At 57.9% G+C, this 15,177-nt stretch carries 13 protein-coding genes and 1 pseudogene; 7 read left to right on the forward strand and 7 right to left on the reverse strand.

What is annotated here, in order from left to right; all coding sequences use genetic code 11:
* Positions 1–337: pseudogene (locus R6T97_RS07645) on the forward strand (hypothetical protein); the annotation flags it as partial.
* Positions 338–439: 102 nt separating this feature from the next.
* On the opposite strand, the gene R6T97_RS07650 reads toward R6T97_RS07645, so the two are convergent.
* The 5 genes from R6T97_RS07650 to iolD all read right to left on the reverse strand — a co-directional run bounded on the left by R6T97_RS07650 (position 440) and on the right by iolD (position 5,975).
* Entirely contained in the window at positions 440–1,132 is a 693-nt protein-coding gene (locus R6T97_RS07650; RefSeq protein ID WP_410348695.1) for a sulfotransferase domain-containing protein, read from the reverse strand.
* 312 nt (positions 1,133–1,444) lie between these two features.
* Positions 1,445–2,272, reverse strand: a complete 828-nt coding sequence (locus tag R6T97_RS07655; protein WP_410348696.1) for a class II fructose-bisphosphate aldolase — start codon at positions 2,270–2,272, stop codon at positions 1,445–1,447.
* Positions 2,269–3,111: a 5-deoxy-glucuronate isomerase gene (locus R6T97_RS07660; RefSeq protein WP_410348697.1), complete on the reverse strand. Its 843-nt coding sequence runs from the start codon at positions 3,109–3,111 to the stop codon at positions 2,269–2,271. The genes R6T97_RS07655 and R6T97_RS07660 overlap by 4 nt, the downstream gene beginning before the upstream one ends.
* A 12-nt stretch (positions 3,112–3,123) precedes the next feature.
* The gene (locus R6T97_RS07665; protein WP_410348698.1) at positions 3,124–4,104 is read right to left on the reverse strand and encodes a PfkB family carbohydrate kinase; all 981 of its coding nucleotides are present in this window, start codon (positions 4,102–4,104) and stop codon (positions 3,124–3,126) included.
* A complete protein-coding gene (gene iolD, locus R6T97_RS07670; RefSeq protein ID WP_410348699.1) occupies positions 4,104–5,975 on the reverse strand; it encodes a 3D-(3,5/4)-trihydroxycyclohexane-1,2-dione acylhydrolase (decyclizing) in 1,872 nt (623 codons plus the stop codon). The genes R6T97_RS07665 and iolD overlap by 1 nt, the downstream gene beginning before the upstream one ends.
* A 127-nt stretch (positions 5,976–6,102) precedes the next feature.
* On the opposite strand from iolD, the gene R6T97_RS07675 reads away from it, so the two are divergent.
* The 3 genes from R6T97_RS07675 (at position 6,103) to R6T97_RS07685 (ending at position 9,354) form a co-directional block, all read left to right on the forward strand.
* Positions 6,103–7,209 (forward strand): Gfo/Idh/MocA family protein, encoded by a 1,107-nt coding sequence (locus R6T97_RS07675; protein ID WP_410348700.1) that lies wholly within the window; start codon positions 6,103–6,105, stop codon positions 7,207–7,209.
* A gap of 13 nt (positions 7,210–7,222) precedes the next feature.
* Positions 7,223–8,110: a sugar phosphate isomerase/epimerase family protein gene (locus tag R6T97_RS07680; protein WP_410348701.1), complete on the forward strand. Its 888-nt coding sequence runs from the start codon at positions 7,223–7,225 to the stop codon at positions 8,108–8,110.
* 89 nt (positions 8,111–8,199) lie between these two features.
* On the forward strand, positions 8,200–9,354 hold the full coding sequence (locus R6T97_RS07685; RefSeq protein WP_410348702.1) for a Gfo/Idh/MocA family protein: 1,155 nt from the start codon (positions 8,200–8,202) through the stop codon (positions 9,352–9,354).
* Here the strand turns inward: R6T97_RS07685 and R6T97_RS07690 are convergent.
* The gene (locus R6T97_RS07690) at positions 9,347–10,345 is read right to left on the reverse strand and encodes a LacI family DNA-binding transcriptional regulator (RefSeq protein WP_410348721.1); all 999 of its coding nucleotides are present in this window, start codon (positions 10,343–10,345) and stop codon (positions 9,347–9,349) included. The two genes, R6T97_RS07685 and R6T97_RS07690, sit on opposite strands and share 8 nt — an antisense overlap.
* Position 10,346: 1 nt before the next feature.
* Positions 10,347–10,598, reverse strand: coding sequence for a hypothetical protein (locus R6T97_RS07695; RefSeq protein WP_410348703.1), 252 nt, complete (start codon positions 10,596–10,598; stop codon positions 10,347–10,349).
* A 233-nt stretch (positions 10,599–10,831) separates the two neighbouring features.
* Here R6T97_RS07695 and R6T97_RS07700 point away from each other — a divergent pair, with 233 nt between their 5' ends.
* The 3 genes from R6T97_RS07700 (at position 10,832) to R6T97_RS07710 (ending at position 15,144) form a co-directional block, all read left to right on the forward strand.
* Positions 10,832–12,610 (forward strand): ATP-binding protein, encoded by a 1,779-nt coding sequence (locus tag R6T97_RS07700; RefSeq protein ID WP_410348704.1) that lies wholly within the window; start codon positions 10,832–10,834, stop codon positions 12,608–12,610.
* Positions 12,607–13,935 (forward strand): sigma-54-dependent transcriptional regulator, encoded by a 1,329-nt coding sequence (locus tag R6T97_RS07705; protein WP_410348705.1) that lies wholly within the window; start codon positions 12,607–12,609, stop codon positions 13,933–13,935. Before R6T97_RS07700 ends, R6T97_RS07705 begins: the two co-directional genes overlap by 4 nt.
* Positions 13,936–14,163: 228 nt before the next feature.
* On the forward strand, positions 14,164–15,144 hold the full coding sequence (locus tag R6T97_RS07710; protein ID WP_410348706.1) for a TAXI family TRAP transporter solute-binding subunit: 981 nt from the start codon (positions 14,164–14,166) through the stop codon (positions 15,142–15,144).
* The last annotated feature ends 33 nt before the right edge of the window (positions 15,145–15,177 follow it).

Below are 15,177 nucleotides of genomic sequence, written 5' to 3' on the forward strand. Positions count from 1 at the left end.
TCCCGAACATGGTCTTGTATCGGACGATTTCGACATGATGTTTATCGACACCCAAGGCGCAGAAAAGCACGTGATCCTTGGTGCTCTCGAGACGCTCAGATCCAGTGATTTCATCTGGATGGAGGTAAGCATCGGGGGCATCTACGAAGGCGATATGCCACTGTCGCGGTTTGTCCCATTCCTTGAAACGCTTGGTTTCGAACTCGGTTATTGCGAGCTCAAGCGATTTGGCTGGGGAGACGCGTTGTTTGTCCGCCGGACCATATTCATCAATCAAGATAAAAAACGGGCTAGCCGCGCGCTATTTAAGTGCGCGCGTGATCTGCGCCCGAAATGATGCGCGTCCAGGAAACCTTTCCTGATGCAAAGCGAGTAGTGCTTCTGTGCGTGAGCGCATGTTTGGATCAAAGTCCGAGAGGCGAAGCGCGATTTTTCATCATTATGAACCTGGCAGTGGTGTCGGTTCCCACTGAAAATATTCAATTTCACGCGCAAAAGCCTTCCGAACATTGCTTGCTGCAGTATTGTCGAAATTCACGCCATAAAACGCTTCAAGCCTCTGCGCTGTCTTGGGGCGCTGTTGCGTGTTAGCTGTGATTTCATCCACGGTGATTTGGGGCAAAGACAAGTCCGCCATCACCTCTGCAAAATCATTCGACAGCCGCTCATAGCGCAGGACCCGATCAACCTGCTGCCGGTCGCCTTGCATGTACTTGTCGTAGTCTGAAAAGTAACTCAGTCTTTGACTTGCCGTGAAATCAAGAAAGTTCTCCACATCTGTTTTCGAAGCATTCTTGCCATGCTTGGAGGTCCAGTAATAGAAGGCGGAAACGGCTTTGTCCCAAGGGTTTCGTTCTACACAAAACGCAAAGTAGCCTTGTGTTTCTTCACGAAAGTACTTGTCGATAACACTAAAAGGCAGATGGTCATTTCGAGCACGTATCGCTTGGTCCTTCTGACGCAGAAGACTAACAAAGGGCTTCGAAAACAGTCGATGTCGTGGCAGTAGATTTCCCAATGGGCTCGCTAGATCTCCGACTTTGAGATGTGGCGACAAGGCAAGTTCAATGGATGTGCCAGCCGTCTTTTTTGTCTTTATGAAAATGAACCTGTGGCTGTGTGAAATGATCATTTCTTGGTATTTCTTTAATGTCTGTGCCTAGAGGCGCTCTTTGTTTTGAGAAACCGATCTCTCTGTCTTATGAAGGCGCACCATAAGGATAACTACCGCTTTTGGTTTGTGTATGAAGCACCAATCCTACCATCGACACAAATCCAAATAAGGCTGAACTTATTATATTACATAATACTGATTATGCGTATTGCTATTTACAGACAAACAGCGCTTCAGATGGCGCGCGCTGGCAGACGATGCGGCAGCCACATCCCACCATTCTGGGTGAACCGGATTGATCGCAAAAGCCCCAACCGGGAAACGCGCGGATTATCCTTTGAGATTGCGCAGCACTTCTCGTGCGGCGACCATCACCGGATCATGCGTTTCCTTCAGGATCGTCACACGATCAAATCGCTCCGGGTCTCGGTTGACGGCTTCGCGCATCGCTGCGCCGAACGCCATCCGTAACTCGGTCCCGATGTTGAACTTGCAGATATTTGTGCTTTTCGCCAACGCCTTGCGCTGCGCAACTGGCACGCCTGACCCGCCATGAATCACCAAGGGTACGCCCGTTGCCGCCTGAATCGCAGCAATACGCAGTTCATCCAGTCCACCTTCCTTGTCCTGCTGCAAATGGACGTTTCCGACCGAGATCGCCATCGCATCAACGCCGGTTTCAGCGGCAAATTGCGCTGCTTGCGCAGGATCGGTCCCAGCCGAGGCTTCCCCACCGGAATAGCCCACAAAACCGATTTCGCCCTCGCATGAAATTCCGGATTTATGCGCCATTTCAGCTATTTGCAGTGTTTCTTTTATGTTATCTGACAGCGGCTTTCGCGAACCATCGAACATCAGCGAGGTAAAGCCGGAATCCAATGCCTCGGAACACTCATCATAGGTGTAGCCATGATCCAGATGCGCGACGACCGGCACTGATGCCTCTTGCGCCAGATACCGGAACATTTTGCCCAATACAGGCAGTGGCGTATGCGCCCGGCACCCCGGCCCCGCTTGCAGGATCACCGCACAGTTCTCGGCCGCGGCTGCGGCCACATAGGCGCGCATATCTTCCCAGCCAAGGCAGACCAACCCGCCCACGGCGTAGCCGCCTTTCAATGCCGGTTGCAGCACATCTTTGAGTGTCGCAAGGGTCATTTGAACTTGGCGATCATGTCTTTGATCCCCGGGATCGTTTCGATCTGATAGGCATGGGACGGCTGGAAATACTGGATCAGACTGCGCTGTGACAGACCGCCCAGAATGGTGAAGTAATACATCTGATAGCCCGGCAGCACCGCGCAGGGGTGATAGCCGCTGTCCAGACAAATCGTGGACCCATCGACGATATGATAGGCATCGCCCGCCTTGCCGTCTTCACGCTGCAACATCTGCACGCCAGAACCGTGGTTCGGCTTGAAGCGGAAGTTGTAGGTTTCGTCATGGCGCGTCTCGAGCGGCAGACGGTCCGTGTCGTGCTTGTGCGACGGAAAACCGGACCAGCCGCCTTCGCCCACGGTAAACAATTCCGACACCAGCAACCGGCCCACCTTGTCGTGGTACTTGGTGCCAAGGATATGCTTGATCTTGCGGTGGGTCTTGGTGTCGTCCGATCCGTATTGCACCAGATCCAATTCATCCGACCGCACGGCAAAGGCATCCAGCACCTTGTCATAGCGTGCGCCGCAAACGAATATCTCGGCCTCGTCGGATGTGCAGACCATCTCTGCCTTCGCCGCCGTCGGGACATAAACGCCCTCTGGCTCTCCGTCCCAGACATCTTCAATCCGTTCGCCGATGTCGTCCGCCTTGAACCCTTCGATGTCGATATCGACGGTGCCGGTGGCGGGTACGATGCAAGTTTCGTAACCGGGCACGGCATATTCGAACGCCTGCCCTTTCTTCAACTTCACAATGTTGAAATAGTTCAGCGGAACAGTCGGATCATCAACATCCACGATCGGTTTATTCTGATTGTCAAACGGTGGGATGTGCATGGATTTATCCTCTCAAGCGTCAGTCGGGCCGGGGTGCCCGGCCATGAATGTTTTCAGTGTCGCAGTATCGGCCATCGCAGGCGCGCAACCGGGGCGGGACACCGTGATGGATGCACAGGCAGAGCCGCGCAGGATGGCATCATGCAGGCTTTGACCCTCGGCCAAGCCCGTCACAAGCCCGGCCATAAAGCTGTCCCCTGCCCCTGTGGGCTTCAGCGCATCGACCGGCCAGATACCGGTGTGGATTTCGGCACCATCGGCAAAGGTGACAGCGCCTTTTTCGCCCATCTTATAGACCACAACACTGGCTGTCGTCTCGGCAAGTGCGCGGGCCTTGGCAAGCCCCTTGTCGATGCCTCCGGCCATGAAACCGAACTCCTCATCGTTGCCCACGATCATGTCAGAGGCAGCCGCCGCACGGCTCAGAATATCCTCGGCCACCTGTGGCGACGGCCATGAATAGGGGCGGTAATCCACATCAAAGATAATCGGAAGACCGGCGGATTTAGCGCGCGCAAAGGCGTCAAAACTCGCACTGCGCGACGGTTCCGCCGCAAAGACTGTGCCAGCGGTAATCAACGCGCCAAACCTGCCGTAATCCACGGCGGCCACGTCGCCTGCGTCCATCTGGAAATCGGCGGCTCCGTTGCGGTAGATGACGTTGCGGTGTCCTTCGACGCGGCTTTCATAGAACGCCAGCGAATTGCGGTATTCACCGCCCACAGGCGTCACATATTCGGTGCCGACGCCATAGCGTTTCAACTGGCCCAGACAGTAGCTACCGATGCTGTCATCCGACACACGGGTGACCAATGACGCCTGCCCGCCCAGCTTGCAAATCCCAGCGGCGATATTAGCTGATGATCCGCCAAGGCCCACCGTTACGGTTTCTGCATCCTCGGTGGCGACACCGGGATCGGTAAAAAGGTCGATCCCTGCCCGCCCCACGACGACAAAGTTGTTTGCTCTGATCCCGTCCAGCAGCGTAGACATCAGACGCCTTTCCGCTGCTTGGGGCGCGACGATTCCTGATCCACATGGGCCGTGCGCACCTTGTCCGAAGTGGTGATATGTGGCGTACCGACCTCCCACCAGGCGTGGCCTTCGGTCGTCCAGCCTTCATAGGGGTCAACCTTCATGCAGATCACATAGGTGCGGGTTGCGGCCTTGGCGCGCTCGAACGCGGCTTCCAACTCTGCAGGTGAACTGACGGTTTCAGCTTCTGCCCCCATTGCGCGGGCATGGGCTTCAAAATCCACCGAAACCTTGGTGGTCGCCGTCGGTGTATCGGCGATGAGATTGTTGAAGCTTTCGTTGCCGGTGTTGTTCTGCAATTTGTTGATTACCGCAAAACCACCATTATCGAGCACAAGTACGATCAGCTTTTTTTCTGTCAAAACAGATGAATATATGTCGGAGTTCATCAACATATACGACCCGTCACCGGTAAAGACGATCGTATCCTGTTCGGGTTCCATCTGCGCCTGCGCGATGCGTGCGCCCCATCCACCGGCGATTTCGTAGCCCATGCAGGAAAACCCGAATTCAACATCCACCGTCCCGATATCGAGCGTCTTCCAGTTCGCGGTCACTTCCGCTGGCAAGCCCCCTGCTGCCGCAACCACGCGGTCGCGCGGATCACACAAGCGGTTTACCTCGCCAATGGCCTGTGCATAGGACGCGGGTCCATTGCCGACGCGGGTGTTTTCGGCCACGTAATTGTTCCACTTGGCGCGCTCTTGCTGGGCTTTCGCGGTCCACGCTTCGGGGGCACGATAGCCCGCCAGATCCTCGGCCAACGCGACCACCCCCAAACGCGCATCGCCCACCACAGCCGTCGACAGATGCTTGGCCGCATCGTGACGGGCTGCGTTCAAGCCGATGATCTTTGCATCATGCGCGAAAGCGGTCCAAGAGCCTGTAGTGAAATCCTGCAAGCGCGTCCCGACAGCGAGGATCACATCGGCCTCTTGCGCGATTGCGTTGGCGGACTCCGAGCCTGTTACACCGATCGGCCCGATATTCAGCGGATGGTCATGCACCATATTCGCACGGCCTGCGATGGTTTCGACCACGGGAATCCCGGTGGCTTCGGCAAAACTGGTCAACGCGTCCACCGCGGCGGAATACTGAACACCACCACCCGCAATGATCATCGGGCGTTCGGCATCTTTCAGCAGCGCCACGGCCTTTGCAATCTCGTATTCGTCCGGTGCCTGACGGCGCACACGATGCACGCGCTTTGCGAAGAAACTGACGGGGTAGTCATAGGTCCAGCCCTGCACATCCTGCGGCAGGCCGATAAAGGCAGGGCCGCAATCGGCAGGATCAAGCATGGTGGCAAGTGCTGCCGGCAGCGACTGGATCACTTGGGCCGGATGCGTGATGCGGTCCCAAAAGCGGCTGACGGCCTTGAAGGCGTCATTCACCCCCAGGGTCGGGTTTCCAAAGTGCTCCAACTGCTGCAAGACCGGATCAGGCAGTCGCGTCAGGAACGTATCGCCACACAGCATCAGCATCGGCAGACGGTTGGCATGGGCCAAAGCCGCAGATGTCAAAAGGTTCGCCGTGCCGGGCCCCGCCGAAGCGGTACAGAACATAAAACGCTGGCGCTTGTAGGCCTTGGCGTAACCGGCTGCGGCAAAGCCCATCCCCTGTTCGTTCTGCCCGCGATAAAGCGGCAGTTCCGCGCGGTGTTCATAAAGCGCCTCACCCAGACAAGTCACATTACCATGCCCGAAAATGCCGAACCCGCCGCCACAAACGCGGGTTTCGACGCCGTTAGCGACAATCCACTGGTTTGAAAGGTAGCGAATGATGGCTTGCGCTGTTGTCAGCGTCACGGTTTCGGCAGCCTGCCCCATATGAGAATCCCCCGGCGGTGCGCACGTCGTGTGCTTTGGTCACAATTGGTTATTGACCATCGACCTAAAAGAACGATACCCAAATTGCAACCGGTTGCAACCGGTTTTCCAGAAGGGGGGCATCGCAATGACAGACATCGGAATCGGCATCGTTGGCGGCGGCTACATGGGCAAGGCGCATGCAGCGGCCTACGGCGCGGTCGGCACGCTTTTCGACACAGCACTCCGCCCGCGACTTGAAATGGTCTGCGCGTCGTCCGACACTTCGGCAGCGCACTACAAAGACGCGTTCGGCTTTGCCCGCGGCACAGCGGACTGGCGCGCGCTGGTGAATGACCCGCAGGTCGAGGCCATCGTTATTGCATCACCCCAGCACACCCACCGCGAGATTGCCCTTGCCGCATTCGCGCTTGGAAAGCCGGTTTTCTGCGAAAAGCCGCTTGGTGCAACCCTCGCTGATTCCATCGTCATGACCGATGCGGCGTCCGCCAGCGGTGCGATCAACATGGTCGGTTTCAACTATATCCGCACGCCTGCTTCGCAATACGCCCGCCAATTGCTGGCCGAAGGCCGTATCGGTGACGTTACGTGGTTTCGCGGCGAACACACCGAGGACTTTTTCGCCGACCCTGCCCTGCCCGCCACATGGCGTTGCCAAGGCACGGCCAACGGAACGATGGGCGATCTTGCCCCCCATATGATCAACGGTGCGCGGGCGCTGATCGGGCCGATCACGGCGCTTTGTGCGCAGGTTGAAACGGTCCATGCCAAACGCGGCGTTGAGACCGTGACCAATGACGATCAGGCCCAGATGATGTGCCGTTTTGAAAACGGCGCACAGGGCCACCTGTTCTTCAGCCGCGTCGCGACGGGGCGCAAGATGGGTTATGCCTACGAAATCCACGGCACCAAGGGGGCGATCCGCTTTGATCAGGAAGATCAGAACGCCCTGCACCTTTACACCATGGACGGGCCAGAGGCCGAACGGGGGTTTCGCAAGATCCTGACCGGCCCCGCCCATCCCGATTATCTGCCTTTTTGCCAAGGGCCGGGGCATGGCACCGGCTATCAGGACCAGATCATCATAGAGGCCAAAGATTTCCTGACCGCCATCGCCACCAATACCAACATCTGGCCGACCTTTGCGGAAGGCCTTGAAGTCAACCGCATCGTCACCGCCGCCCATGATTCAAGCGCCAAGAACGCTTGGGTCAACGTCGCGGACTACGCATAGAAAGACCAAAGACATGATCAAGATCGGTAACGCGCCCTGCTCTTGGGGTATCGAATTCGCATCCGACCCCGCCTACCCCACTTGGCAATCGGTGCTGAGCCAATGCGCAAGCGCCGGTTACAAGGGGATCGAGTTGGGGCCGATCGGCTATATGCCCGAAGACCCTGCGATCCTGCGCGATGAACTGGAAAAGAATGATCTGGGCATCATCGGCGGCGTGGTGTTTCGCCCCTTTCACGACCCCGCAAAATGGGACGAGGTCATGGATGCGGCGGTGCGCACCTGCAAGGCGCTTGTCGCACATGGCGCGCAGCATCTGGTGCTGATCGACAGCATCTCGCCGCGCCGTGCCCCCACCGCTGGCCGCGCGGATGAGGCCGAGCAGATGGATACCGCCGAATGGACCGCCTTCCGCGACCGTATCGCCACGATTGCACAGATGGGGACCGACGACTACGGGTTGACCGTGGGTATCCACGCCCACGCCGCAGGCTTTATGGATTTCGAGCCGGAGCTGGAAAGGCTGCTGGACGAGGTTGATGAAAGCATCCTGAAAATCTGCTTCGACACTGGCCACCATTCCTATGCCGGTTATGATCCCGTCGCTTTCATGAAGCGGCATATCGACCGCATCAGCTATATGCACTTCAAGGATATCGACCCTGCGGTAAAAGCCGATGTGGTCGCCAACCGTACCGATTTCTACAAAGCCTGTGGTCAGGGAATTTTCTGCAACCTCGGGCAAGGCGATGTGGATTTTGCGGCGGTGCGGCAAGTGCTGCTGGACGCCGGTTTTGAAGGCTGGTGCACGGTCGAGCAGGATTGCGACCCCTCCCTGCCCGGCACCCCGCTTGAGGACGCAGAGAGCAACCGCAAATATCTTGAATCTATCGGATTTTGATACCGTGCTCTTGTACGTACAGGTTCTGTACAGCTTCTGTACGGTTTCTTGACACGGAAAACTGACCTCTTGAACGAAAGACAGATGCCATGACAAAACTCAAATGGGGCATGATCGGCGGCGGTGAAGGCAGCCAGATCGGACCGGCGCACCGTCTTGGCGCGGGGCTGGACGGACTGTTTGAATTCAGCGCAGGCGCGCTCGATCACCGCCCTGAATACGGGATCGACTATGGCAAGCGACTGGGGCTGGGTGACCGCGCCTATGGCGGCTGGCAAGAGATGCTGGAGGCCGAGAAAAAGCGCGACGACCGCGTTGATCTGGTCACCGTCGCGACACCGAACGCTACGCATTTCGGGATCACCAAAGCGTTCCTTGAAAACGGCTTTCACGTTTTGTGCGAAAAGCCCATGACGATGACGGTGGAAGAAGGCGAGGAGATTGTCCAAATCGCCAAGAAAACAGGCAATATCTGTGCGGTCAACTATGGCTACACCGGCTATTCGCTGGTGCGGCACATGAAGGCGATGATCGCACGTGGCGACATCGGCAAGGTCCGTCTGGTCAACGCCGAATTCGCCCATGGTCACCATGCCGACGCGACGGACGCAGACAATCCGAGGGTGCGCTGGCGTTATGATCCCGCACAGGCCGGGGTTTCTGCGCAATTTGCCGATTGCGGCATCCATGCGATGCATATGGCCAGCTTTGTTACCGGTCAGGAAGTGACGAAACTGTCAGCGGATATCGTATCTTGCATCGATGTGCGCAGGCTGGAAGACGACGCGATGGTGAACTTTCGGATGGATGGCGGTGCTGTCGGGCGGCTCTGGACCAGTTCGGTCGCCATCGGGCGCCAGCATGGTCTGGGCATTCAGGTTTTTGGCGAAACCGGCGGATTACGCTGGTCGCAAGAACAGCCCAACCAGCTTTATTACATGCCGCTGGGCGAACGCCTGCAGGTGATCGAACGCGGCGAGGCAAACCTGTCACCAGAGGCTGACCGCACCAGCCGCGTCACCATCGGCCATGCCGAAGGGATGCCGCTGGCCTTTGCCAATATCTATGCCGATCTGGCCGAGGCCATCAGCGCGCGTAAAGAGGGCCGCACGATGGACTCTGCTGCCAATCTCTATCCCCGCGCCGAAGACGGTTTGCGGTCTATGGCCGCAGTCTATGCCGTGGCCGCGTCAGGCAAGGCCGAGGGCAAGTGGCTGGATGCGCGGCCCCCGATGTTCAGCTAGGCAAAGGTCTGAGCGTGCCGCGCTCTATGATCATACAATCGAACAGCCGCGCCTCAGGGTCGCGGCTGTCGCCTTTCAACGATGCCGCGATCAATGCGATCGACGCGGCAATAATCTGTGCAACCGGATTGCGGATCGTGGTCAGATTGATATTTGCCCACCCCGCCATTTCCATGTCGTTCAACCCGATGATCCCGATATCGCGCGGCACAGACAAACCAGCGGACTGGATCGCGGACAGGGCCCCGATCGAGAGCACATCATCCCCGCAAAAATACGCTTCTGCGGGGCGGTTCTGCAGCAGGCGCTGCATCTCGGTCCGCCCCGCATCAAAGGTATAGTTGCTCGCGTAACTGACAGTCATTTCCAGATCCGACGCAGCAATCACCTTTTCAAACCCTGCAAAACGATCCTGCGTCGATGTCGCGGATTTCGGGCCACCCAGATACGCCACGCGCTTGTAGCCGCGATCAATCAGGGTTTGCGCGGCCATGCGCCCGGCGGCGATATTGTCGATGCCCAGCACATTGACCTTCGGGCTGGCGGAATGGCGACCGAAGGAATGTACGACCGGAACGCCCGCGTCCTTGAACCCTTCGGCAAAATGCGCAGGCAATGTGGAGGACGCGACGATAACGCCATCCACCGAATAGGCCCGCAACATGCGCAGAGAGTTCTCTGAGTCCACCTCGTCCGTCAAATTCACCAGCAAAGGGCGCAGGCCCCGTGCCTGCAGGCCTTTGGTGAACAAATCAAAGACTTCCAGAAAGATCGGATTGTGAAAGTTGTTGGACACCAAACCGATCAATTTGGTCCGCCCTGTCGTCAGTGACGACGCCAATGCATTAGGGCTATACCCCAATTCCGCCGCTGCCTTTTCCACCTTGGCGCGGGTCTTGTCTGATACCGATGCGCCTTCGGTAAAGGTGCGCGACACTGCTGAACGGGACACTCCGGCGCGCTCGGCTACGTCTTTCAGCGTCATCACCACTTCAACCGCCTCTTTCTGCATCCTGTTGGGCCTGTTCGGCCACCGCCGCCCAATCCGCTATGACAAACTGCCATATCGCAGTGGCACCAAGACCAAGAAAGACAAGCGCCCAGAAGGTCGCGCCATTCGCCAATTCAACCAACGCCCAAAGTAATGGAATGACGGCGGCCAGTATCCTGCGCCACAGGGGCAGGAAGAACGGGACGGCCAGATCGAAGAACCGTGGTTTTGGGCGATGAGGCGACACCTGCATATTCCTTTTTATCATGATCCCGGCACGTGAAAGACACATACCCCTACAGGCTGTTTCTTCAGACATAATCGGCAATGTGTCTTTCCGGTTTGTGCTGTGCAGTTTACCCATGAAACACCACACTGCAACCGGTTGCAGTATGGTGATCTGCAGAAGGCCGCAAAGCCCTGCCGCCCGTTGCTTTGGCAAATTTGACGTTGTGTACCCTCCGGACTCTGCCCCATACCTGCACCATGAACCTGTCTCGTCGCCGCATTTTTGGGCTGGTCGCCGCCCTTGCCGTGCTTACCGGATTTGCCGGGGCGCTGTCTTTTCCCGCTATTGAGCGGCATTACATGCGCCAGCACGCCGAACAAGACGCGGTACCGCTGAACCTTGCCGCTGCGGGTTTGCGGGCGGCACTGGAACGCTATGCCCCACTGCCTGCGCTGATTGCCGAACGATCCGCGCTGACAGATCTGCTCAATACCCCTGACGATGCGGCCCTTCTAAGCGCGGTCAATGAAGACCTGCGCCAGACAGCGGCAACGGTGAAAGCCTCCGATGTCTATTTGATGGATATTTCGGGCCTCACGATCGCAGCGGCATCCTACCGTGAACCCGGAAGTTATCTTGGCCGCAATTTCAACTATCAAAGCTATTTCACCCAAGCATTGAACGGGGACCTGTCGAGCTTTTCGGTCTACGGCACGACGACCGGTGAACGCGGCTACTTCTATGCCGCCCCGGTCGAGGAAGGTGAACGCATCGTCGGCGTACTGGCGATCAAGTTCAATATTTCCGCGTTCGAAAGCATCTGGCGCGGCGCCGACAGTGAAATCATGATTACGGATCGCAATGATTTTGTGTTCATGTCATCGCGTCCTGACTGGCACTTCCGCGCGATCCGGCCACTGAGCGACGCTACCTTGCAACTGATCGCGCAGAATCTGGAATATCCGATCGACCGCATCGATCTGCTGCCGATCACGACGAACCCCCTGAACGCTGACGCGCAACAAGTCTTTATCGAAGGCAACACGCGGGAAAGCTACGTGCTGACATCCCTGCGTCTGCCGGATCTGGAGTGGACCATTTCAGCACTTTCACCGCGCCGCCCGGCCACGTTGGACGCATTGAACACACTTCTCATTGCCGGTCTGATAGCGCTTCTGGCCCTTGCTGCGCTGCTTGCCTATCTGCTCAAACAAACCCGGCAGGCCGAAGTTTTCGCCAAGGAACAAGAGGTCAATCGCCGGCTTGAGGCAGCGGTCACTGAACGCACTGCGGATTTGCAAACCGCCTTGGGCGATCTCAAGCGGACCCAGACCGATCTTATTCAGGCGGGTAAATTGTCTGCGCTGGGTCAAATGTCAGCCGCACTCAGCCACGAATTCAACCAACCGCTGGCCGCCGTCAAATCCTACGCCGACAACGCTTCGGCTTTCCTGGACCGTGGCCGCTTGCCCGAGGCGCAAGACAATATCTCGCGTATCTCGAAAATGGCCGACCGGATGGCGACGATCTCTGCGCACCTGCGCAACTTTGCCCGTCGCCCCCAGCAAGCGACTGGCCCGCTGTTGCTGAATGCGGTGATACAGGACGCACGCGCAGTGATCGAAATGCGTCTGGCCTCCGAGGGTGGCATGGTGTCGTATTCACCGCCCGATACGGAAATTTGGGTCACCGGCGGCCACGTGCGCCTGCAACAGGTCATCGTGAACCTGATCAACAACGCACTCGATGCGATGGAAGATCAGCCAAGCCGCGTTGTGACGTTGCAGATCGACGGTACCACTTTGCAGGTCCGCGATACCGGTCCGGGGATTGAACCTGCAAAGGTGGCCAATATTTTCGATCCTTTCTTCACCACCAAGGCGCCGGGCAAGGGCCTCGGGCTTGGGCTGTCGATATCGTACAATATCGTCAGCGACTTCGGCGGGACGCTATCTGCCGCAAACCATCCCGATGGCGGAGCGGTGTTTTCGGTCACCCTGCAACCCGCCTCTCCAGTGGAGGTCGCTGCCCAATGAAGCAAACTGTCCTGTTCGTCGACGATGAGGAAGAACTGCGGCACGCCACGCGGCAAACACTCATGCTTGCCGACATCCCCGCCACTGTGCTCGACAAGGCCGAACTTGCCCTTGCCCAGATCAGCCGCGGCTTTCCGGGGGTGCTGGTCACGGATATCCGGATGCCGGGCCACGACGGGCTATGGCTGATGCGCAAGGCGCTGGAAGTCGATCCGGAGTTTCCCGTGATCCTCGTGACAGGCCACGGTGACGTGAACCTTGCCGTGCAGTCGATGCGCGAAGGGGCTTATGACTTTATCGAAAAGCCCTTTGCGCCGTCCCGTTTGGTCACCGCCATTAGGCGCGCGCTCGAAAAACGGCGGCTGACCATCGAAAACCGGGCACTCAAACGCGAGGTCGGTGGCCGTGACAAACTCGAAGCGCGGCTTATCGGCCGGTCCAAAGCGATGGTGGCCTTGCGCAAAGAGGTACGCACCATCGCTGCAACCGATGCGGACGTGCTGATCATGGGCGATACAGGTGTCGGCAAAGACGTGACCGCGCATGCGCTGCATGACCTTTCGGCGCGCGGGCCAAACCCCTTCGTTCACATCAATTGTGCCGCCCTGCCCGTCGATCTGGTCGAGAGTGAATTATTCGGGCATGAAGCAGGCGCTTTCCCCGGTGCGATGCGCGCACGCTTTGGCAAATTCGAATTCGCTCGCCAAGGGACGGTGTTTCTTGACGAAATCGACAGCCTGCCGGTCGCGGTGCAGGCCAAGCTGCTGCACGCAATCCAGGAACGACAGATCACGCGACTTGGGTCGAATGACCCGGTCGCACTTGATATTCGCATTATCGCCGCAGCCAAAACCGATCTTGCGGCAGCGGTCGAGGCGGGCACATTCCGTGCGGACCTGCTTTACCGTCTCAACGTCGTCACGCTGCATGTTCCGCCGCTCAGCGATCGGCGCGATGATATCCCGTCGCTTTTCCTGAACCTCGCAGCGCAGGCGGCAGCGCGTTATTCCCGACAACTCGCAGACGTGCCTGCCGAAATCCTCTCAGCATTGGCGACCCAAGACTGGCCCGGCAATGTGCGCGAATTGCGCAATGCGGCGGACCGGTTCGTTTTGGGGCTTGATCCATCGGAGGAGCCTGCGACCGGTGGCGGGCCTCAAACACTGGCGCAAAAAATGGCAGCGCACGAGAAATCGCTCATTCTGGCGGCTCTCACGGCGCAAGAAGGCAGTCTGAAACAAACATACGAGGCCTTGGGATTGTCCCGCAAGGCGCTTTACGAAAAGATGCAAAAGCATGGCATTTCCAAAGCCGACGCAGACTAGGCTCACTGCAATGTCCCCTTTTCGACCCACGGTTTCGGCGGTTTGCCCCGCAACCGACCCATGTGGTCGGTGAAATGTTACATTTTATCGCAAACATGGGCACAGCCTTCTTGTTTTGATAGCTCTCTTTGGTGGAAGTCCCTGACATCCGGCCTAACTGCATTCACAGTGCATTATGTCACGACCTGATCCGGGAGGGATCAGATAATTCCAGTGGAGGACACACATATGAAACTCGCAGCACTTATCGCGACAACGGCCCTGACGGCCACATCCGCATTCGCCGACGCCCACACAGCCGATTGGCCAGACAGCTTTACCGTTGGTACAGCATCCCAGGGCGGCACATACTTTGCCTACGGTTCTGGCTGGGCGAACCTTGTCGCAGAAGAGCTTGGCCTGACAGGTGGCGGCGAAGTCACCGGTGGCCCGATGCAGAACATGGCGCTTGTTCACACAGGTGACGCACAGTTCGGCATGACGACGATGGGTCCGGCAGCGGAATCCATCGCCGGCACAAACCCGATCGCACCCGGCCTGCAGATGACCAACGCCTGCGCGATGTTCCCAATGTATCAGACGCCGTTCTCGGTCACGACGTTGGCATCATCGGGGATTACAACCATCGCGGATATTCCTGACGGCGCGCGCATCGGTTTTGGCCCAGCAGGGTCCACATCGGATACCTACTTCCCGCGCATGATGGAAGAACTGGGCGTCAACTTCGAACGCCGCAACGGCGGCTGGGGCGACCTTGGTGGCCAGTTGCAGGACGGTTTGCTTGACGTGATCGCGTTCGCAGCCGGTGTACCTGTGCCTGCTGTCAGCCAGTTGGAAGTTCAAACCGACGTGAACATCATCGAGTTCACCGAAGAAGAGCAGGCCAAGATTCAAGCGGCCTTCCCTGTGGCGGATTTCGAAATTGCAGCCGACACATACACGACACTCGAAGCGCCCGCGCGCTCTGTGTCGATGTGGAACTTTGCGATTGCAAACTGCGAACTGCCAGCCTCGTTCGTCAAGGCGGCCGTCGATGTCGTCATGTCCGACAACGAGCGTATGGTGAACATCCACCGTGCGGCCCGTTCCACGCTGCCCGAGAACTGGACCAAGAATGCAGGCGTTCTGCCTTGGCACCCGGGTGCCGCCGAGTGGTTCATCGAGAACGCTGGCGCAGACATTCCAGCCGACCAGATTTTTGGCAACTAAGCCATGATCAACCGGGGCCGCGCCATTGCGCGC

Source organism: Yoonia sp. (assembly GCF_046498525.1).
Taxonomy (GTDB): Bacteria; Pseudomonadota; Alphaproteobacteria; order Rhodobacterales; family Rhodobacteraceae; genus Yoonia.